Source organism: Priestia sp. SRI_019, assembly GCF_057586255.1.
This window is the reverse complement of the sequence record NZ_JBYCZN010000002.1, coordinates 36,153-57,625: the sequence shown is the minus strand read 5'-3', so window position 1 is coordinate 57,625 and position 21,473 is coordinate 36,153. Positions and strand designations below refer to the sequence as shown.

The 21,473-nt window shown below is 38.7% G+C and carries 17 protein-coding genes, 1 pseudogene and 1 other annotated feature; of the genes and pseudogenes, 3 read left to right on the top strand and 15 right to left on the bottom strand.

Annotation, left to right across the window (positions count from 1 at the left end):
• Positions 1 to 20: 20 nt before the first annotated feature.
• The 4 genes from ileS to AC2YJL_RS10505 form a co-directional block, all read right to left on the bottom strand.
• On the bottom strand, positions 21 to 3,119 hold the full coding sequence (gene ileS / locus AC2YJL_RS10520; protein WP_407818923.1) for an isoleucine--tRNA ligase: 3,099 nt from the start codon (positions 3,117 to 3,119) through the stop codon (positions 21 to 23).
• A gap of 52 nt (positions 3,120 to 3,171) precedes the next feature.
• Positions 3,172 to 3,413: a binding site (T-box leader), on the bottom strand.
• Positions 3,414 to 3,631: 218 nt separating this feature from the next.
• Positions 3,632 to 4,981: an FAD-binding oxidoreductase gene (locus AC2YJL_RS10515; RefSeq protein ID WP_407818922.1), complete on the bottom strand. Its 1,350-nt coding sequence runs from the start codon at positions 4,979 to 4,981 to the stop codon at positions 3,632 to 3,634.
• Positions 4,982 to 5,195: 214 nt separating this feature from the next.
• Complete coding sequence (locus AC2YJL_RS10510; RefSeq protein WP_028408214.1) at positions 5,196 to 6,077, bottom strand: phosphorothioated DNA-binding restriction endonuclease; 882 nt, start codon at positions 6,075 to 6,077, stop codon at positions 5,196 to 5,198.
• A gap of 337 nt (positions 6,078 to 6,414) precedes the next feature.
• Positions 6,415 to 7,839 (bottom strand): sunset domain-containing protein, encoded by a 1,425-nt coding sequence (locus AC2YJL_RS10505; RefSeq protein ID WP_407818920.1) that lies wholly within the window; start codon positions 7,837 to 7,839, stop codon positions 6,415 to 6,417.
• Positions 7,840 to 8,365: 526 nt separating this feature from the next.
• Here AC2YJL_RS10505 and AC2YJL_RS10500 point away from each other — a divergent pair.
• A complete protein-coding gene (locus tag AC2YJL_RS10500) occupies positions 8,366 to 9,325 on the top strand; it encodes a patatin-like phospholipase family protein (protein ID WP_407818919.1) in 960 nt (319 codons plus the stop codon).
• A gap of 154 nt (positions 9,326 to 9,479) precedes the next feature.
• On the opposite strand, the gene AC2YJL_RS10495 is transcribed toward AC2YJL_RS10500, so the two are convergent.
• The 5 genes from AC2YJL_RS10495 to AC2YJL_RS10475 form a co-directional block, all read right to left on the bottom strand.
• On the bottom strand, positions 9,480 to 10,151 hold the full coding sequence (locus AC2YJL_RS10495) for a hypothetical protein (RefSeq protein WP_308280729.1): 672 nt from the start codon (positions 10,149 to 10,151) through the stop codon (positions 9,480 to 9,482).
• Between the two features lie 208 nt (positions 10,152 to 10,359).
• Positions 10,360 to 12,072 (bottom strand): TcaA NTF2-like domain-containing protein, encoded by a 1,713-nt coding sequence (locus AC2YJL_RS10490; protein ID WP_230932785.1) that lies wholly within the window; start codon positions 12,070 to 12,072, stop codon positions 10,360 to 10,362.
• A 79-nt stretch (positions 12,073 to 12,151) separates the two neighbouring features.
• Entirely contained in the window at positions 12,152 to 13,060 is a 909-nt protein-coding gene (locus AC2YJL_RS10485; RefSeq protein WP_230932786.1) for a phosphotransferase, read from the bottom strand.
• Between the two features lie 181 nt (positions 13,061 to 13,241).
• On the bottom strand, positions 13,242 to 13,748 hold the full coding sequence (locus tag AC2YJL_RS10480) for a hypothetical protein (RefSeq protein ID WP_216876207.1): 507 nt from the start codon (positions 13,746 to 13,748) through the stop codon (positions 13,242 to 13,244).
• Positions 13,749 to 13,799: 51 nt separating this feature from the next.
• The gene (locus AC2YJL_RS10475; protein ID WP_230932788.1) at positions 13,800 to 14,729 is read right to left on the bottom strand and encodes an ADP-ribosylglycohydrolase family protein; all 930 of its coding nucleotides are present in this window, start codon (positions 14,727 to 14,729) and stop codon (positions 13,800 to 13,802) included.
• Between the two features lie 149 nt (positions 14,730 to 14,878).
• Here AC2YJL_RS10475 and AC2YJL_RS10470 point away from each other — a divergent pair, with 149 nt between their 5' ends.
• Positions 14,879 to 15,367, top strand: coding sequence for a DinB family protein (locus tag AC2YJL_RS10470; protein ID WP_230932789.1), 489 nt, complete (start codon positions 14,879 to 14,881; stop codon positions 15,365 to 15,367).
• A 54-nt stretch (positions 15,368 to 15,421) separates the two neighbouring features.
• Positions 15,422 to 15,988: a DUF6434 domain-containing protein gene (locus tag AC2YJL_RS10465; RefSeq protein WP_230932790.1), complete on the top strand. Its 567-nt coding sequence runs from the start codon at positions 15,422 to 15,424 to the stop codon at positions 15,986 to 15,988.
• Positions 15,989 to 16,102: 114 nt separating this feature from the next.
• On the opposite strand, the gene AC2YJL_RS10460 is transcribed toward AC2YJL_RS10465, so the two are convergent.
• The 6 genes and pseudogenes from AC2YJL_RS10460 to AC2YJL_RS10435 form a co-directional block, all read right to left on the bottom strand.
• Positions 16,103 to 17,605 (bottom strand): malate:quinone oxidoreductase, encoded by a 1,503-nt coding sequence (locus AC2YJL_RS10460; protein WP_013083523.1) that lies wholly within the window; start codon positions 17,603 to 17,605, stop codon positions 16,103 to 16,105.
• Positions 17,606 to 18,372: 767 nt separating this feature from the next.
• A pseudogene (locus AC2YJL_RS10455) lies at positions 18,373 to 18,864 on the bottom strand (SMI1/KNR4 family protein).
• Between the two features lie 41 nt (positions 18,865 to 18,905).
• Positions 18,906 to 19,349, bottom strand: a complete 444-nt coding sequence (locus AC2YJL_RS10450) for an SMI1/KNR4 family protein (protein WP_230932791.1) — start codon at positions 19,347 to 19,349, stop codon at positions 18,906 to 18,908.
• Between the two features lie 56 nt (positions 19,350 to 19,405).
• Complete coding sequence (locus tag AC2YJL_RS10445; RefSeq protein ID WP_230932828.1) at positions 19,406 to 19,921, bottom strand: SecY-interacting protein Syd; 516 nt, start codon at positions 19,919 to 19,921, stop codon at positions 19,406 to 19,408.
• Positions 19,922 to 20,008: 87 nt separating this feature from the next.
• Complete coding sequence (locus tag AC2YJL_RS10440) at positions 20,009 to 20,452, bottom strand: SMI1/KNR4 family protein (RefSeq protein WP_050690666.1); 444 nt, start codon at positions 20,450 to 20,452, stop codon at positions 20,009 to 20,011.
• A gap of 189 nt (positions 20,453 to 20,641) precedes the next feature.
• On the bottom strand, positions 20,642 to 21,064 hold the full coding sequence (locus AC2YJL_RS10435; RefSeq protein ID WP_034327889.1) for an SMI1/KNR4 family protein: 423 nt from the start codon (positions 21,062 to 21,064) through the stop codon (positions 20,642 to 20,644).
• Positions 21,065 to 21,473 lie beyond the last annotated feature (409 nt).

Below are 21,473 nucleotides of genomic sequence, written 5' to 3'. Positions count from 1 at the left end.
TATGAGGTAAGTGCTTTTTATCAGCTCTGATTTAAAACGCGAAGCGTAACTTGCTTTGTTCCGACTTTTACCGTCTCTCCATTTTCGATGGCTTCTTTCACACTGAGACTGTGCAGCAAAAGATTTTCTTGAAGCAGCGTTTCAAACTTCGCGACGGCTTCCTTCACTTCTTCGTCTCCGCTAAGCTCCAAATCAATACGTAAATTCACGGGTAAATCCAGCTTTTTGCGGTAATCTTGAACCGCTCGAATTACTTCACGAGCGACTCTTTCCTGCACGAGTTCTTCGGTTAACGCCGTATCCAACACCGCAGTGTACGTGCCGTTTGATGCAACTGCAAAACCTTCTTTTGGCACTTTTTCAACAAGTACGTCTGCCGTTTCAAGCGTTAGGTTTTCTCCTGAAGCAAGCGTAACACTTAGCTTGCCTTGTTCAACAAACTCTTTCCCTTTCTCTTCTGAAAGGTTTTTCAGCGCTTGGTTGACCTCATTAACTTGTTTCCCAAACTTTGGTCCAGCCTGTTTAAAATCCAGTTTTAATACGTATGAAACAAGTTTGTCGTCGTCTTGCTCCACGTTAAAGTTCTTTACATTAAGCTCATCTTTGATGACATCACGATATGCTTTCCACTCTACATCTTCTTCCGTTACCACAAGCGAAAGACTTTGCAGAGGCTGCTTTACTTTTAACGAATGCGTATTTCGGATGCTTCGGCCTAGTTCCACTACTTGAAGCACCGCTGCCATTTCTTTTTCCAGCTTTTCGTTCACTTTCGTTTGATCACAAACAGGATAGTCTGCTAAATGAACGCTTTTCCCTGTGAGATTTTCATGAACATCATCCGCAACAAACGGCGTAAACGGTGCCAACAGCTGACTAAGCGTCACTAACACTTCATGAAGCGTATCGTAAGCCGCTGCTTTTTCTCCGTGCATCCCTTCTGACCAAAAGCGATCGCGAGAACGTCGTACATACCAGTTGCTTAGCTCTTCAATAAATGCCGCGATTTCACGAGCGGCACTTGTAAATCCGTAATCTTCAAGATGTGCTGTGACGCGCTTGACCGTGCTGTGTAAACGCGAAAGAATCCACTCATCCAATTTTGTTTTTTTCAATTCATACGTTTGCTTCGGGTCATAGCCGTCAAGCTTGGCGTATAACACGTAAAAGCCGTACACGTTCACAAGCGTATCAATCACTTTTGACTTCGCTTCTTGCACGACGCGCTCTGAAAATTTCTTCGGATTCCAAGGTGCACTGTCTGCTAAAAGCGCCCATCTAAGCGCATCAGCACCAAATGTATGAATAAGATCAACAGGGTCCAGCGCATTTCCTTTACTTTTAGACATCTTTTGACCGTTTTCATCTAAGACGTGGCCAAGAGACAAAACGCGCTTATAAGGTGCTTTTCCTGTAAACAGCGTTGAAACTGCCATCAAGCTGTAAAACCAGCCGCGCGTTTGATCAATTCCTTCTGCGATAACGTCTGCTGGAAACTGTTTTTGGAACAGTTCATTATTTTCAAACGGATAGTGATACTGCGCAAACGGCATCGAGCCGCTGTCAAACCAAACGTCAATCACTTCGGGCGTTCGCTTCATTTCTCCGCTGCAGACCGGACACGTTAGCTGCACGTCATCTACATACGGCTTATGAAGTTCAATGCTGTCATCCACGGAATGAGACGCATGTTTCTGAAGCTCTTTGATGCTTTTTGGCGCTACTTGATGCTGACATGCTCCGCATTCCCATACGTTCAGCGGTGTTCCCCAGTAGCGCTTTCTGCTGATGTTCCAGTCCACCATATTTTCTAAAAAGTTGCCAAAGCGGCCGTGCTTGATATGATCCGGGTACCACGTCACGCTTTCATTGTTTTTCAAAAACTGTTCCTTCAACGCCGTCGTTTGGATAAACCAGCTTTCATTTGCGTAATAAAGAAGCGGCGAGTCGCATCGCCAGCAAAACGGATAGCTGTGCTCATGCTTTTCTTTATGATACAGCACGCCTTCATTTGCTAAATGACGAACGATATCAACGTCGCAGTCTTTCACGAAACGTCCTTGAAAAGGCGGCACTTCAGACGTGTACTGTCCTTTTTCATCCACTACGTTCACAAACGAAAAGCCGTTTTCTTTTACGACTCTGTAATCATCTTCACCATATGCAGGTGCTAAATGAACAACACCCGTTCCGCTTTGATCCGTTACGTAATCAGCCGTTACGACTTCATGCCCTTTTTCCACTTTCACAAAATTAAACGGCGGCTCATACGACATCCCTTTTAACTCATTTCCTTTATGTTGAGATAAAACGCTATATTCTCCTTTTAACACTTTGTCTGCGAGCGCTTCTGCCACTATATACACGCTGTCGCCTTGCTCAGCGCGAACGTAGTTCATCTCTTCATGCACCGCAAGCGCCACGTTTGACGGAAGCGTCCAAGGTGTTGTCGTCCACCCTAAAAAATACTCATTATCGCGGTTTTTCACTTTAAATTTCACCGTTACCGTTAAATCTTTTACATCTTTATACCCTTGCGCTACTTCATGTGAACTCAGCGACGTTTGACAGCTCGGGCAGTAAGGTGATACGCGGTGGCCTTTATAAAGAAGTCCTTTTTCATGAATCGTGCCAAGCACGTTCCATACGCTTTCAATATATGAATTCTCCAAGGTGATGTAAGGGTCTTCCATATCAACCCAATAGCCAAGCTGCTCCGTGAACGTGCGCCACTGCTTTTCATACACAAACACACTTTCCTTACACTTGTTGATAAAAGCTTCTATGCCGTATTTTTCAATGTCATGCTTCCCTGAAATTCCGAGCTGCTTTTCGACACCGAGCTCTACCGGCAGTCCGTGCGTATCCCAGCCTGCTTTTCGAATTACTTGATGCCCCGCCATCGTCTTATAACGAGCCACCACGTCTTTAATGGTCCGGCCTAGCGCGTGCCCCACGTGAGGCAAACCGTTTGCTGTAGGAGGCCCTTCATAAAATACAAATGACGGATGCCCTTCCCTGTTTTGAACCGACTGCTGAAACACATTTCTCTTTTGCCACTGCTGCTGGATACGCTTTTCGCGCTCTTGCGAAGACTCCCTTACATTCACTTCTTTCATGTGATACCACTCCTTTTAAAGTTAAAAGCACACAAAGAAACCCGTCCCTATGACTAGGGACGGGTTTTAACCGCGGTACCACCCTGGCTTCTATTGATCCGTTCATCAATAGCACTCAGCAACGTACAATCATACGCGTTCTTTTTAACGGTAGACTACCGTTCAAACTTACTTATCGTTCAGTTTGACTTCTCAGAGAGGATATTCCCCTGCAGCTTGAACACTGGCTTTCAGCTATCACCAGCTCTCTGTGGAACAAACTTGCAGCGTACTGATTCTCTTCAACGAATTTGTGTGCTTTTATTAGTAGCTATTGTATGCGGTTTGGAAGGGAATGTCAATGTTTATGAAATTTGTGTATGTTTCTCCGTATAACGTAACCATCTATTGATAAAATAACTGCTTACCACTGTTTGCTTCCTTTTTCACGCTCTCAGGAAAAGGCAATGTACACAAAAAACCACCTCATTTAAGGTGGGTATTATTTGCATCTACCACTTGAAAGATGATCTTTAAAACCAGTTAATAAACGGCGGGATGCTTTGAGGGAAATGAAATAGATTACATGGATCATATGCTCGTTTCACTTCTCGAAGCTTTTTAAAATTCTCTCCATAATACGCCGTTGGCCAATCTCTGATGAGCCGGTCCGGCCAGTTCACATAATCTCCAGTTGTATATCTCGATAAAGCATTTCTTAACTCTTCAATCCATCGAATGTTTGCTCGCTCTTCTGAAGGATGGCTCCATGTAGCAAGGTACTCCTGTGCGATAACAGCATCCCTATAATAGAAGGCCGTTTCATTAGAGGCAACTTCTTCCACTGCTCCCCCAAGAGACTGGTGCCAAATACTAGATTTTTCATTCGGAGCATTTTCTAAAAAATGCTTCATTGTTAAAATAGCGTCTTTTGGAAAAGGTTTATTAAGAAAAGAACCTGACCTTTTTCGAGGGGCGGGTTGGTTTCCGCTCGGATCGTCAAAAAATTGTACAGCTTCAATATATGAAACTTCCTTTATTACTACTTTTTTAGGACACCCAACATCTATTAAAGGCTGCAGAAGCTCCTTTAACTTGAATGATGAACCAACAAACTCACCTTGAGCAATAATCTGATTCGCTTCTTTCGACTTTAACTCAATCTCCGAAGTTAAGCGCTTATCGGTATTTGTGGCCCAGTGCTGCCATGCATCAAAAGCAGCTTCAAAATCTTCCCATTCCCATGTAATTGAAAAGATTGACACCTTTGAGACAGGCTGCACCTTGAATGTAAGAGACGTAACAATACCAAAGTTTCCGCCCCCGCCTCCACAACAAGCCCAAAAGAGATCACTGTTGCGATTTTTATTTGCCTTAATGAGTTCAACTTCTCTCTGTTCATTTACGATGACCATTTCAACTTCAACCAAATTATCACAGGTAAGCCCAAACAACCTTGATAACATGCCAATTCCTCCGCCAAGCACAAGGCCTACAAGACCAACACTGCTTTCCGTACCTGCAGGGATAGTCGTTCCTTTTTTCCATAATTCATTATATACTTTCCCTAGATTAGCCCCTGCTTCTATTTTCGCTGTCATGCTTTTACTGTCGATCTTGATTCTATCCATTTCACTGACATCAATCACTAATCCACCGTTTACCAGTGAAAAATTTTCATAGCTATGCCTGCCGCTTCTTATTCGAAATGGGACATGATTTTCCTTTACCCACTTCAATGCATTTACTACATCGTTTGTATTCTGACAAAATACAATTATTCTCGGAAATTTAGGTACACCTAAATTATTATTTGTTCTAGCCTGATCATATTCCGCATCATCAGGTGTAACGATTCGTCCAGTAAGCTTTGTTTCCTCCACGATATAACCCCTTTCTTAATACAGATAAGATGCTATATCCTATGAATTTTCTTCAGAAAAGACACACAGTTTAAAGGGAGGAAAAAGAGAATAGAAAACTTACTGGAGGGGTTCAGGATAAGTGTGCTAATTTATTTTTAACGTATTTTAAATGACGCCACTATGTGTAAATTACTTCCTAAGTATAAACATAGCAATCTATCATGTGCAAAAATCAATTTATATCATTTACTTGATATCTAGCGGGTCCTCTAAACACTTCTCTAACATGCCACCCAAGAAAAGCGTCACTCGGCTGGTATGCCGGATGAATCGGATCTCTAAGCTTTTGTCCATGATACTTCATAAGCCACTCTTCAAAGCCATTTGTTCCGTGCGCTTGAGTTGCCACTAACAGCTCATTATGATCTGAAAAAGTAAAAACTCCTCGATCAAATAATTTATGATGCATCGAACATAACGCGATTCCGTTACTTTCAATATCTGGCCCTCCCGCTTGATGCCACTTAATATGAGCGGCCTCTACACCAACTAAATTATGACCAAGACGAACGTTAAAACCACAAACAGCGCAGCTATATCCGTAAGCTTGAAGAATTTTCTCTCTAAACTTTGGATCTCTTCTTCTCTTTAACTGTGTTTCAAAATCCAAGCCTACGGCTCTTAATATATCTTCATGGATCGTATCCGGAAAATGCTCATTTAATAAAAATTGCGCTGCATCTTGAAGCAGCGTAGGATCATTTGCAAAAAGGTTGTAAACATCCTGTCTAAAACCGCCTACTATATTTGTACTCAGCAAATATTTATCTGTAAAGCTACGCTTATCAACTTCTTCACTTAGCTCCCATATTCCATCTCCTGTCAAACGAACAAAAGGATGCTCCGGATGATAGGAACTCCGAGAAGGTCCAAATTCCATAAGCAGCTCTTTTAAAGGGATTTTCACCTCGCTATACGGCAAGTGAATTTGCTGTTTAGACTGCAGCTGACCTAGGGCATACAGTATCAACAATGGTTTGTGCGGAGCTCTTTGATCCCTTTTTTTCCAGATGTTTAAGTTCTTTATTTTTTGTAGTACTTCTTCTCTGTTCATAAGCTTGCTTTAACTCCCATCTATAAAACTATTTAAAACCTTAGAGCTAAGACCGTTTTTGAAAAAGTATTAATAAATGTAAGTATAATAGCTAATTCTATTATATGACAGCATCAGATGAGCAAGGGAACTTTATTTGCAGACGCGTTTACAAAACGCTACTTTAAGCTTTCTTATCCAAGTTGTTTTATTCAAAGAATTCTTTTTTCATATCTTCTCTGCTTTTAAAACTTACTCGTTCTGTGTCTTTGATACATACGTTATATTAATCCTCTCATAAAGAAAAAAGCTCTCCAAGAAACATATAGGAGAGCTTTTAAAGGTTGCATATATTTTTTTATCGTTGGGATTCTCTATATCCAGCTGCCTGTGCATCCGCTTCTGAACAGAACCAAACAATGTTATCTTGAGTTCTGTCATAATAAGCTCCGCCAGGTACGTGGTAAATTTTCGAGTTTTTGTTACCTTTGATTTGTCCCGAACAAGACATATTAGACTGTTGATCATCACTCGGATCATTTTCAAATGGCTTATAATTTCTACTGTTGCTAGTAGAACTGCTAGGTGTAGACTGTTGACTAGCTGCTTGTTGTTGAGCTTTACGCTCTGCTTCTTGTTTTGCAGCTTGCTCCTCAGCTTTTCGTTCCGCTTCTTCTTTCGCCGCTTGCTCTTGAGCTTTTCGTTCTGCCTCTTCTTTTGCCGCTTGCTCCTCAGCTTTTTGTTCCGCTTCTTCTTTCGCCGCTTGCTCTTGAGCTTTTCGTTCTGCCTCTTCTTTTGCCGCTTGCTCCTGAGCTTTTTGTTTTGCTTCTTCTTTTGCTGCTTGTTCTTCAGCTTTTCGTTTTGCTTCTTCTTTTGCCGCTTGCTCCTGAGCTTTTTGTTTTGCTTCTTCTTTTACTGCTTGCTCCTCAGCTTTTTGTCTTTTCTCTTCTTTTGCTGTTTTATCACTATCATTCTTTTCAACTTTTTGCTTGCTGCTATCAGCACCATCTTTTTTAGATGAAACAGTGACGCTGTTTTGCGAAGAACTTACTTGAGTTGAAGCAGGGGTAGAAGTTGATTCTCCATCTGTAAAAGCTACAGCAATAAAAAAACAACTAATAATTAAATATAGATAAGAAAATAATACACGTTTTCTTGTTTTGATTTTAAATTTAGGCAATACCCACTTTGGCTTTATTAATCCAACAAATAAGCCTATGATGCTTAAAAACAGAATCAGTAAAGCTAGTCCCATAATAAAATTATGAGTAGCTGCTGGTAATAAGGGATGTAATATGAATAAAAGAATTAAGGTGTAAACAGTAGAAGCCATAAACATTTTCCAAGTTGTCTGTGAACGATATCCTAATACCTTAGTCCAGACAGGTCTTTTTACTACGTTAACTTCCATAGAAGAGTGGTTACGAATAACTTGCTCTACTTCCTTTCCTTTTACCTCTATTGTAATATCCCTATTTTCACCATGACCTACAAATGTAAATACTGATTTTGCAATGCTATGGTCAATTGTAACGCTAGAGAAATCAGCCCATTCATACCGCTCAATTAACATTAAATTCTGTTCAGCGTTGTTGTTAAATTCATAAAAATTCATACCTTTATCGTCTACTGCCGAGTAACATACATTTGAACTTCTTTTCCCGTAATTAGCTTTTGATACTAGCAACAGCTTATTTTGACTATTTGTATAATTGTTCTCTATATAAGCTTTTGCAATTGCTTCATTGGATTCTTTTTGGTTCTTATACCTTGTCTTAGACATTTTGACCTTTCCCTCACTCTTTCTTGATTCCTTACACTAAAAATAGATAAGTTAGTGTGGACCTACTAATATTCGATTCATATGCAACTAATCTATCTTACAATAAAATGTTGTATAAACGGGTATTATATTTCCTTTAATTTCTTTAAAAGGGCTATTTTAGATTTGACCTGCACTTATAAAGGGAATGAAAAGATTAAAAGAAGGAACGAAATGTTATGAGTATAATATTTTCAGCTTCATCTCCATTTTCATACTCTTTCTTGTTCTTATTTTTGTAATTAAGCAAGGATTTTTAATTAAGCAAGGAAATGTTCCTTATTAACAACATCTACTCAAATAAAACATCGGCTAAGATTTAGCCGATGGTTTGGTTCGTTAGAGTCTTTATTTATTTCTAAGAATGTTCATCTACATAACCTGGCTTCTAAAGGAGCGGTAAAAGAGATACTCATACCTCTGCAACACATCAAATAAACATATACAGAATGATACATCTGATGGGATTCGAAAGGAGAAATCACCTTTGACAAAATATCGTATTATGACCTTTGATGGAGGCGGTACTTTAGGGGCTTTAAGTTTACAGCTTTTGAATAGATTGGCTCATCAAAACCCAAAGTTAATTAGTGAAACCAATGTTTTTTCAGGAAATTCAATTGGTTCATTCACCGCTCTTGCACTTGCAAGCGGAAGATCACCAGAAGAGACATTTCAGTTTTTCAAAGATCACATCTTACCGGCGTTCAGCGTTTCCCGACCGGGCGGACCTGTTTTTAATCAACAAGTACCCTATTCTGGTTTTATTAAAGCCATACGAACGTTTTTCCCCCGAGACCTTCGCCTTAGAGACTTAAAGAAACGAATTGTTGTACCTGCGTTCCACTTATTTTCACCGGAGCTGAATCGTTGGAATCCAGTGTTATTCCACAACTTTCCTGGTTCCCCTTATCTTAATGAAAAAGCGAGTGACGTAATACTTAGGAGCAGCGGTGCTCCCGCAACGCAAAGAGCTTATCAAAACTACGTAGATGGTTATACAGTAGCAACTAATACCAGTACAGCTAGTATCGCGTTTGCAGTCGGAAAAGCAAAGCAGCCGTTAGATCAAATTGCCGTATTATCCATTGGAACAGGTGAACAGCCAACTCAATTAAGAAGAGATACAAAGGGATGGGGAATGGTTAGTGCCGATAACATACGCCCTGAGGATATGGAGGACCTGCCTCCGAATTGGGGAGTGCTTTTAGACCGATCGCCTAATGAACCGTTGCTGCCGTTTCTTCAGATTATCTCTGGTGGATCAAGCTACTACGAGTCAATGGTCAGCTCTGAGCTTTTAGGCGATCAGTTTTTCCGGTTGAATCCGCGGATTCCTAATTTCTCTAAAACGGACCCTTCGGTTGTTCCCGCTCTTATTTTGATTGCTAATAAAACGAATTTACGGCCTGCCTTTCATTTCATTGAAAAAAACTGGAAGTGCTAATGTTTTTTGAGAAGAGTATTGAAATAGGGAATTTGTTGTTTTATCAACACAAATTCCTTTTTTAGATAACCCCTTATATTTTAGCCAGCCATGCTAATTCGTTCGTTATTATAATCATGTAATCATGATTTTTCATTCTTTCTCGTTTCACCTATTAAAACTTTACACTTTTCAGCATTTTCACAATCAACTTATCTTGTTTTTCCCCTTGTTTCTCTGTTAAATGATCTCCAGTATATTTGTAATAAAGCTCGATTACTTTATCCGTATTTTTATCTGCTATATATGCTACGTATGTATTTGGAACATACTTAATATTGTTCTTTACAACTTTTTCTTCAGTTCCTTTAAAATATGTATATGCTGAATCGTAATATATACTGATATGCGCTGTTTCTATCTTTTTTGGTTGATTCACATGTAGGTTCTTTTTGAACAGACTCTCTACATTTACCTCCTCATTTTCTTTTACCTTCTCTGCCAGTTCTACGTTCATGTATGAAACTTCATTTTTATTATTAAAGAAATTTCCCGAAGAAGCCACCCATCGCTCATAAAACTGACCGTTGATAGCATAGTCTTCTTTATTTTCATGAATTAACTGATACTCCTCTGGAAACCACATTGTATACTGCCCTGTCTTTGACTTAAACTCGTAAAACTCGTTATCTGCTTTTTTGCCTTTATCTAAGAATTCTCGTGTAAAGTGATCATTAAAAGCGGGGACATTTGGATAACGGGTTTCATTTATCATCCATATACCTCCTATTAAAATAGTAGCTCCAGCAATGACTGCACTAACTGTTTTGGTGCGTTTTTTCATCATAGCACCTCCTTTTACTTATGTTCCGACCTATATTTTATACATGTTCGATACTACCATACTTCTACTGGAAGAAGCATGAACACAATCAATGAAAGACTCATAAATAGTTCCTACCACTCTACAAAAAAAGGAAAAACCAACTCCAACCAAAACAACCGCTAGCTCCCCAAAAGGAACTAGCGGTTGTTCATAATCTCTCAGAAACCGTTCACTCTTCCACCGGCTTCTGCTCATCTGTTAATGTATCAATTTTAGTAATTTGAAGTTTGTCTTTACCAGCAGCTTTCACATGATAAATTCGTTCTTTTTTAAACTGCGTGCTTGCGTCATATGAGTCGGTGAACGTGTATACTTCGTTTGTATAAATGTCATAGGTTCCGTCGTCATGTGATTCTGTTTTTGTCACGAGAAACTGATCGTTAGCAAACGATACGTTTTTTCCGGCAAGTGATGTGATATAGCTTTTTAGCTGTTTATAAACTGGCTGACCCGAGTCAATATAAGGCGCCATCCCACTAAAGTCTCCGCTGTTTAAACTTGAAAAGTAAGCGGCTTTATAGGAGATAAAAAAGTTTTCAAGATCCGTTTTACTTACGGCAGCTGGTTTAGTCTGTTCATTTTTTAACGACGTCGTGCTGGTCGTTTCTTTTATATCTGAGCTTGTTTCTGCCGTTTGATTGTCACGATTCATATATACAATCGTCAGTAACAAGACAAGAACGATAGCTCCTCCTATTAAAATAGGGAAAGTGCGCCGTGATGATTGCTGCTTTTTGAGCACGGGAAAGTCTGCGTAGGATGGCAGCGTAACAGGGTCTATATCTACCTTTAACCGAGCTAACGGCTTTGGTATTTTCATGCTTTTTACACTCCCAAGCGGCTGAAGTGCTAAAAATTCTTCGTAGGTAACAATAAATTCGTTTACTGCTATTCCTTTATACATGCCGTAAATTCGATTCCACAGTTCTCGACACCGAGTATCCTTTATATCTTCACTCAGTTCGTTAAAAAATGGTCGTGATTTTTTAATAAAAGCCGCTAACCACGTTTGATGAACGTCGACTTTGTGGACTGCATTTAGGTCGTTAAGTGATTGCTTTAACTTGGCATGTTCATTTGCATCGTTTTGGCTAATGACTTCCATACTGCGTTGCGTTTCTTTCAGCACAGTAGAAAGACTCTTACTCATTTTTTCTTGCAAGGCATCAAACTGGCTGCGAGCATCAGGCCAGTGCAGTTCGAGTAACTGTTTTTGTGCAGTCGTGGCTTTTCGAATACTTTCATTTAGCTCATGCTGCTTTGTGCGAAAGGCGGTCGCTTTTTGTTTGGTCACTACTTTATTTTTGCTTAGCTGATGCCATTCTTGCTTCAAGCTCTTGTCTTCTTCGAGTACTGTGGCTATCGCTTGTTTTACATGTTCATGCTTTTTTTGAAAGTCAACGAACGCTGACAAATACGTATTCCAGTTTTCCTTCATTTCTTTTAACGATGACGTGTTAGCGTGTCTTTCTGTTAGTTGAAAAAAGTCGTTTCTAAACGCTACCATATCCGCTTCAGAAAAAAGTTCTTTTCCAAAAAGCTCTGTCACATTCCTATGTATGCTTGTTAACTGTTCAATCTGTCTCATATTGCTTTGACGCTTTTTTATGTACTCCGGATAGTCGCTTGAAAGAAACGTCACCATTGTATATTCACTGTTGTTCATGTTGTACTCTGTCCGTTCTTTTTCCAGTTCGTCATACACTTTTTGCAGATGACGTTCTACTATGGAGAGAAATTTTTCTTTGTCCATCCCGTCTACTTCTTCTTTTAGCATGTTTAAAGATTCCGTTTCTCCAATAAGAAATTCCTTTTCCTTATATAGCTGTATCCATGCTTCTAGCAGCTGCGCTGCTGATTTATTCCAGTGGCTTGTATTCATCGTTTGCTTCACCTGTTGTTTTTATTTTTATCCTTTCTTAACTATACAGGAATTGAACAGAAATTCTATTACAGTTTTATTACTCTTGAAAAATGAGGTTTAAGCTTTCTAGAGCCGCTTCTAACGTTTGTTTGTCTCCTTGGTCGTAGCTGTGCGCCACAAGTACTACGGTTGTAAATACGGCTTTCCATTTTGCCAGTCTGTGCGTTTCTTCGTCTACTTTTCCATATTCTTCAAAAAAACATGCTCTTCCTTTAGGAGGTAAAAAGCTGTAGGCAATCGCTAGGTCAACTGCCGGGTGACCAATATGAACATCTCCCCAGTCAATGATGCCTGAAACCATATTGGTTTGATCAACAATCATGTTTTTAATATGAAGATCTCCGTGAACCAGTACGTTTTTTTCTTGATAGTGAATTTCTTGTATGTCATTTACATAGTTTTCAAGAATAGCTTGTTTCGAATAAAGACTACGCTCTTTCATTTGCTTGACATATTTCTCTAGCGCCGGCTTTCGCTTCATCATATCAAGTCGATTCAGCTCATCAAACGGCACACCGAGCTCTTGCGCTTTTGAATACGGATAGTGATGCAGCGTGCGAAGAAACCTTGCTAGTACAGAAGCGGATTGTATGCGCTCTTCTTCTGTTAATCGTGCAGGCGGAGTTCCTTGCACGTAGTGATAGCCCGTAAACGGCCAAGGATAGCCTGCATTCGGCTTACCGAAAAAAATGGGCTCTGCAATGGATAGCGGCAGCTGAGAAGCAAGGCTTGGTAAAAGCTGATTTTCTGTTTTTAATAGTCCTACTGCGAGTTCTCTTCTTGGAAACCGAAACACAAAGCGGTCGTTTACTTGATAAACCGTATTATCAAAGCCGTAGCCAAGCAGTGAAATTGAAGCGGGCGCAAGCTCTGGAAACTGCGTCTCGATTAGCGTTTTGGCAAGCGGTGCTGATACGATTTGTTCTGCATCCCATGCATTTGGCACTGTGATCACCTTTCTTTAACGTGAAGTTTGTATGTTATGTAAAAGTATATTATAAATGATTTTGACCATAAAAACCCTCTGACGCAAAGCCAGAGGGTTTCACTGAATATATAAATAAGATAGGATGCCTTAGAACGGCACACTACGCCTCTAAGTTAGTAGCCTACGGTACGTTTACTACTTAATACGTACACCAAAATACCTCATCGACCGTTTCTTCAACATGCTCCATCTTAATAAAGTTCAATAAAAGATCCGTTTGGTCATTTCCTGTATACTCATCTTGATCAACATTATAAAATTGAATAAGCTCGAGCTTGTACATACCGTTTTTAATATCAATTCTATACTTAGAACAGTTCGCATCAGGCACTAACTGATCTTCAAACTGGGCGGCCATCGTAAGGCAGTCATAATCTACGAGATAAAGCTGATGATTGGTTACATTTATATAACCTGTTGCTTTCCTAAAGTATGTATCTATATCCGACTCTGTTCCAATCTTCACTTCTACGTTCCAAGAGTGTTCAATTCCTTCTTCTGTCATTTGACATACTAGAATATTTCTCTTTTTCATTTCACTGCCGAAGTGATTCAGAAGCTGGTCTAGCTCCCAATCCTCATCGACAAATGATTGGTACTCTTTTGCGTTTGCCACTCCGATAAAATTGGTATCGCCAAAATCCATAGAAAATTTCACTTTATCTCCTCCGAACTTTTGAGTAATTTTTATGATCCATTAACATATATCCGCAAACTTCTTACACGCTTTCTCTAACTCTTCTTTTTTAGCAAGCTGACAAATCCACTCTTCAGGAATGCCATCCAGCTCATAATATACTCCTGCCATAGTACCTGTAATAAAGCCTATTGTATCTGTGTCTTCTCCTAAATTCACAGCGGTCAGTACAGCTTCTTCGTAGTCATCACTTTTCAGAAAAGACCAAACTGACGCTTCTAACGAGCTGACAACGTATCCAGTTGACCCAATTGCATTTATCGCTGCGTGCGGCAAGCTTAGGTTTAACACTCGTTCATACGCAGTGAACTCTGCTTCATACTCCGTACCTGTTAACTGCTTTTGACAGAGATTTACCGCGTTTTCATATGCTTTAAAAGGCTGATCGCCGTCAAGAAGGCGAATAAGCAGCTCCACGTATATAATGCAGCCAAGCGTAGAGCGCACATGGCGGTGCGTGACGTGCGCAATTCTTTCTATTTCTTCTTTTCTTTTTGTAAAGCTAGGTTCATCACGTAGTGTAAACGCAAGCGGAGCAATACGCATAAGCGCTCCGTTTCCGTTGTCGTATTCAGCGCTTCCTCCCCACTCTTCTTTAGGAAGCCCGCTTTTATAGCGGCGAATCGCTTCGCTTGTTGCGATGCCAATATCAAACATTTCTCCGTACGGCGTCCAGTAGCCATCCGACCAATAGTTCGCAAACTTTTGCATCAAATCATATTCATCTTGTTTGTCTAGTAAATTATCAATCAAGCACATCGTCAGAGATGTATCATCTGACCACGTTCCTTTAGGCTGGTTGTATGTACCGTAGCCTGTCATAGTTGTGATCCGAAATGTATCGCGTTTTTTAAACTCAACTGGAACGCCTAAAGCGTCTCCGACAGCTCCTCCTAGAATCGTAGAAAGTACTTTTTTATGTAGCTTCATGCAATCAACTCCTTTCTATTATTGTAATTGTTTGATTTTGGAATTTGCAAGAGATCTCTTGCCTAGACGTTTTTTCTTCTTTTTACAAAGGAATTTACAAGCCTTAATCTAATTTAGTAAGAGGTAAAAAAACATGTGAGGTGTGGTAGATGATTCATTTTTTTGAATATAATTGGCAAGTGAGAGATGAATGGTTTAGCTGGTGTTATCAACTTTCTAGAGAAGAACTGTTGAAGAAGCGGACTGGAGGAACGGGCAGCATTTTACAAACTCTGTTTCATATTATTGATGTGGAAGACAGCTGGATACGCGCCATCCAAGGTAAACCAGATATCGTTCTTTCTTTTGAAGAATACGATACGCTTGAAAAGCTTCAAGCGCTTTCTTCTGCACATAGACCCGAAATTGCCGACTTTCTAAGTCATTTGAATTTTTCTAACAAAAGGTACATAACAGTCCCTTGGGATTCTACTTTTTACACGGAAGCTGACATTTTGCATCACATCATCATTCATGAAATCCATCACATCGGCCAGCTTTCTATTTGGGCAAGAGAGATGAATAAACAGCCTATTTCTTCTCACTATGTAGGAAGAAACATAAAAGACATTGCTTCGTACTTCTCTAAAAACAATTGACCAACAAGAACAAACGTTCTATAATTATTTTGTAAATATATGGAGGTGAAAACAATGAGACCCGAACTTACAAAAAATTTATCTATCAATGACTTTACGGACTTTTACTGGCTCAAAACCGAGCTGCAGCAATTTTGCCGTGAAAACAATATGAGCCCGTCTGGATCTAAAATGGAACTTTCAAAAAGAATTGAAGTGTTTTTAACAACCGGTGACACTCAACACTCAGGAGCACCTTCTAAAAAACGCTCGTCCTCTAAAACGAAAGCTCCGCTAACATTAGATACCGTCATTGGAGAAAATCATCGCTGCAGTCAAGAAGTACGGGCTTTTTTTAAAAAAGCCATTCATCCTACGTTTCATTTTTCCACGTATATTCAAAACTACTTTAAAGAAAATGTAGGGAAAACCTATCGAGATGTGGTAAAAGCGTGGCATGAAGAAGAAAAACGAAAAAAGCAGCCTTCTTATCAAAAAGAAATTGCGCCTCAGTTTGAGTACAACCGCTTTATTCGCGATTTTTTTAACGATCCGAAAAACAAAGGAAAAAGCCGCGATGATGCAATTGCAGCGTGGAAGCATTTAAAACTTCAGACTGGAAGCAATCAATACCGCTCTTAACTCAAACTCTACATATAAAGACCATTAAAACACCACCTCAAGAAAAGGTGGTGTTTGTGCACGCCTGTAGATTTCTTCACATACACATGTGCTGTTTGTTGCGACGTAAAATCTTTAGCTATAAACAGACTCTTTTTTAATTAAACCAAGCGTCTGTGAAGTAGACGCATGAATTTCGTTAAAGAAGTCTGGATGATCAACTAACGACATGCCGTAGGAAGGAATCATTTCTTTTATTTTTGGCTCCCACTTGTTCATGTTTTCTGGGAAGCATTTTTCCAATACTTCAAGCATAACGTGAACCGCCGTTGACGCACCAGGAGAAGCACCAAGAAGTGCAGCAACCGAACCATCAGCGGCACTTACAACTTCTGTACCAAACTGAAGCGTTCCTTTCCCACCGGCTTCCGTGTCTTTGATTACCTGCACACGTTGACCCGCTACGACGATATCCCAGTCTTCGCTTTTCGCGTTCGGGATAAACTCACGCAGTTCTTCGACACGTTTTTCATTTGATAACAGCACTTGCTGAATTAAATATTTTGTTAACGCCATTTCTTTGACGCCTGCTGCTAGCATGGTTAAAATATTATTCGGCTTTACAGAACTGATTAAGTCCAAGTTCGAACCTGTTTTTAAGAATTTCGGTGAAAAGCCGGCAAATGGACCAAACAACAGCGTCTTTTTGTTATCAATATAGCGTGTATCAAGGTGCGGAACTGACATTGGCGGAGCTCCGACTTTGGCTTTTCCGTATACTTTTCCGTGATGCTGCGCAATGACTTCAGGGTTATTGCATACCATAAATAATCCGCTTACCGGGAATCCTCCAATATGCTTGGATTCAGGAATACCTGTTTTTTGAAGTAAAGGCAAGCTTCCGCCTCCGCCACCGATAAAGATGAACTTTGCCGTGTGGTACTCAACTTTGCCGCTGTCTACATCTGCGACTTTTACTTCCCACATACCGTCACTTTTACGTTTAATATCTTTTACACTTCGTTTGTAATGAACGTGAACCCCTTTATTTTTCAGGTGGTCAAACAACATGCGTGTTAAAGCACCAAAGTTTACGTCTGTTCCCGAATCAATTTTAGTTGCGGCAATCGGTTCATTTGACGTGCGCCCCTTCATGATTAACGGAATCCATTCTTTTAGTTTGTCAGGACTGTCGGAATACTCCATTCCTTGAAACAACGGATTGTTTGACAGCGCTTCAAAACGCTTTTTCAGAAACGATACATTTTTTTCCCCTTGTACCAAACTCATATGCGGAATTGGCATGATAAAATCTTGCGGATTGCGAATCAACTTGCTGCTTACAAGATAAGACCAAAACTGTCTTGACAGCTGAAACTGCTCGTTAATTCGGATCGCTTTCGTTATATCTATAGATCCATCAGCTTTTTCTGATGTATAGTTTAGTTCGCACAGCGCAGAATGGCCCGTCCCTGCATTATTCCATTCGTTCGAGCTTTCTTCCCCTGCGTCTGCGAGTTTTTCAAACACTTTAATGTCCCATTCAGGTGCTAACTCTTTGAGTAATGATCCCAAAGTTGCGCTCATGACTCCGGCACCAATTAAGATAACGTCTGTTTTTTTCTGTACGTTGCTCATTATAACCTTCCTCATCCCCTATATTTGTAAAAAGATGTAGGCGCTCCTGCTTACGTAGTAAAAAAATTCAGGTGCGACCTAAGAACACACCTTTTTCTGTCTCACTTATAACTATATCACAGTATAATTGTCTGATGATTATAAACTATTCAAAAATGATAAAAAAGTGAGAAAATCGCCCACAAATTCCAAAAAACTTATTAAATTCCGTCTGCATTTTCTTTTATTAGTAAACTTTTATACCTACTTCTAAGTGGCAAAGCATTGATTAATAAAATAACAAACTATTCCAAAAATTCAGCTTAAAAACCAAAATAACTGTCTTGAAAATTTCACCTACTATAACTATACTCACTCGAATGAACAAACATCACTATAAATAGAAATGCCTGTATTCTTTTTGACTAGTTATACGTAGATGTATATATATATGTATAGAGCACCGGCTCGTCCAGGTGCATTTTTAGAAAAATAAGTATATATTACAACAGCTAATTCTCAACAGATATTGCAAGTTACAATATCTATGTCATATAACATACCATGAAATAAGTGAATAAGTAAATGATTATTCAGAAATTTATGTTATAAAACCTAACATGTATGTTGACTTTTACATAGACTATATTTGAATATTTAAAAGAAAACCCTCCAAATTTTGAAGAGTGACATATTGTTATACGCTCGAGCATTTTTTTGATGAAGCATTTCCACAAAAATACCCCTTAGAGACTTTAGCAAATCAACGTGCACTTACAAAAAGCTTTTCAATCATGTAATTTACTTAAAAAATCCGTAAACGTATCTGCGATGTAAAATACATTGCTCCTTGCACGTTCTTCCACTTGTTCTTCAGTTAAACCTTTCTCTTGCATTAACACTTCTTTTTCAGCAGCATTTTCATGTTCCCAAAATACCACAATCGGGTTGTCTATATTATTTTTATAATCTAAACAAATTAAATTTCCAGCGGAATCATTCGCAATAGGAAAAACCTTTTTCGGAAGCATAGGTTTATATAGTTCATATTTTTGAACAATGTACTCACTGCTTTCCTTATCAAAGCTAAATAAACTACCAAAACAATGCTCTACGTTGCCTACATTAAATTCTGCTGGTAATACGCTAGCACCTCCATTTATTTTTACACAATCAATATAATCTTTAGGTAAGTGGAATCCTAATTGCCTTCCACTTTCTTCAACCTCATTTTCTGATACTTCTCAATCAGCATATTCCCACTCTAAATCTTTTCTCATCTAATTCCTCCTTATAAATACGGATTATTCCATAACTTCAATCAGAAATGGATATTTAATTCTTCATGAATCGATTTTTCTAAATATTCTTCAAAGCTTCCTGCTATAACTTTTTTTCCGCCAAAGTCAAAATCAACTATGATGATTTCTTTATTAGGATATTGAAAGCCTACTGGATTTCCCGCACTGTCTACTCCAATCACAACAAAATGCTCGTATCCTTGAGGCAACATATTTCTGAACTGTAGAGATTTATCTACAAATGACGGTGTAGACACAAACTCTGCCTCTCTTAACCCTAAAACAATCGCTTCACCAATTGCCCCCGAACCATACCTCAAAAGAAATTTTTTTAAGTCCTCTGGAAGTTTCACTTTTAGCTTCGCTTCAGCTTGTGTCACTTCCTCACTAGTAACAGCACCGCCAAAAGCTTCAGGGTACATTTCCAACTCTTGGTCCACTGCTTTTAATAATTCGATCTTCATTCCATTCCTTCCCTTTCTGTAGATGATGATTTAATTCTTTTTTGTACATACTCTTGTTATCTTTGTAAACGCAGGCTAGAAATTAAATCTTCTAAGGAGTTTGCAATTTCTTTAAAACAATCTCGTTCAAAATCTTCTAATTCTACTCTGCCGCTGAGGTTATCAATCACAACTACCAAATCATTGCCTTCTATACCTATAGGAACCTTATCAAGCTTATCGCGATTTCTTTTATATCCCTTTAAGTTCCTTTCAAACGTATCCAATTCAATATTTGGTAATACAGCTTCTAACGTGATGTAATGGCTATCCAGAAAACCATCTAACTCCGCAAACCAGTAGGAATTAAAATAGCAGTCAATTGAAGAATGAAATTTAATATGAAACCTTTCTTCAAGTGATTTTATATCGCTATGATTATCTTTTTGAACAGGGTTCCATAAAATTTCTCCGTCTTCATCCACTTCCCCTTGATAAATCGTTGATTGAACATTTTCGTTGTAGGATGTTTTAAATAGGAAATCCAAACCTTTTTCAAAATATTCTCTTCTTACCTTAAAATAGTTGCTCATAGCATCTTTCATTACCAATAACATCACCTTCACTTAAGACTTTTTCTAATCGTTCAGCATATGTTCGTTCTGTTTCTTCACGCCCTGTTATCTCGGATGAATTAATTCGTCTAAAAAATCCTTAAAACTATGGGCTACTTTATATGTATTTTCTTCTTCACGAGATTGCGGGAAAGAAAGAGAGTGGTCCCAATAATACACACCGTGCCTTTCCGTATCAGTAATAAGTACAATAAGTCCCGAACCAGGATCATCTCCTATTACCAAACTATACGGCAGCATATCTTCTTCAAACTCTTCATAGCATTTAATTAAATCAAACGTTCTTGTTACACCTATCCCATACAAAACATCTAAAGGAATTTCCTGATTTAATTCTTCAACAAAAAATTTACTATATCTTACTTTCGAAGTTCCTCCGTTATATTCAACTAAAAATTTTTTATAATCTTCCGGAAGTAAAAACCCCAAAAGTTCTTCTAATTCGCCTATTGATTCTTCCGTTGCTTGACCAAAGGCATTTAAATTCATTTGATAACTATCTGGCAAGTTTACGTTGATCGTATCTTCTCTCTTTTTTATTTCATCAATACTGACTCCATCAGTCAAAAAGACAGAATCATTATATTCGTTTGTAACCTCTATGTTTTTTTCTTTTTTCATGTTACTTCTCCTTTCGTGCAACCTGTTACAACCGTTCTTTTTTTATATGTAAAATAATCAGTCCTCATATAAACAATTAAGAAAATCGTTGAAGCTATTTGACAAAAAATATATATTTTCCATTTCTTCAGTTTCCTCACAATGAGCCCAATGATAGACTTGTCCGAAATACTGGTTGCTGATCCCAATACATATTTGATTCCCGCTTGGGTCATCTGCTATTGGCATAAACCCTGCTTCTACAATTTCGTCGAAAAGATCAAACTTTTTCTCTAAATTGTCATACATGGTTCCAATTCCATAAAAAATGTTTACTATACTTTCACCCAGCTTTTCAGATATCTTATAAACACTTGGATTTGGATAACCACCGTTATATTCCAGTAAAAAATCTCTATACTCTCTTGGAATTGTAATAGAATGACTATGCTCAAATCGTTCTAAATCTTCAATGGATAAACTTTCATGCATTCTTTCCATTTTCACTAAAACTCACTCCTTATTGATTAGCTTCTTCACCATTTCATTGCTATTTCTACTATATAGATAGTTTAAAATAACATTTACTAATAGGTGACTGAACGTTTAAAGGACAACGTTTTTAACCTTGTCCTTTGATTACTGATTTATTTTATTAAACTAGTAATTTAGAAAAACCGGAGCCTTAGAACCAGCACTAACAGTTTTTCAACAATAGCTTGATTTGCTGAGTTTGAGTAGCATTCACCCATTGTGGTTTCAGGCTTTAGTACACTTCACACTTCTTATGACTAAGTGATGGATTCCATTTTTTCCTCAATCCAATTCATAGCTATTTCTGCATCTTCTTGAGAAATGACTCTTTTTTGGCTTTTATACTTATATGTTTCATAAGCCCACACCAATATAA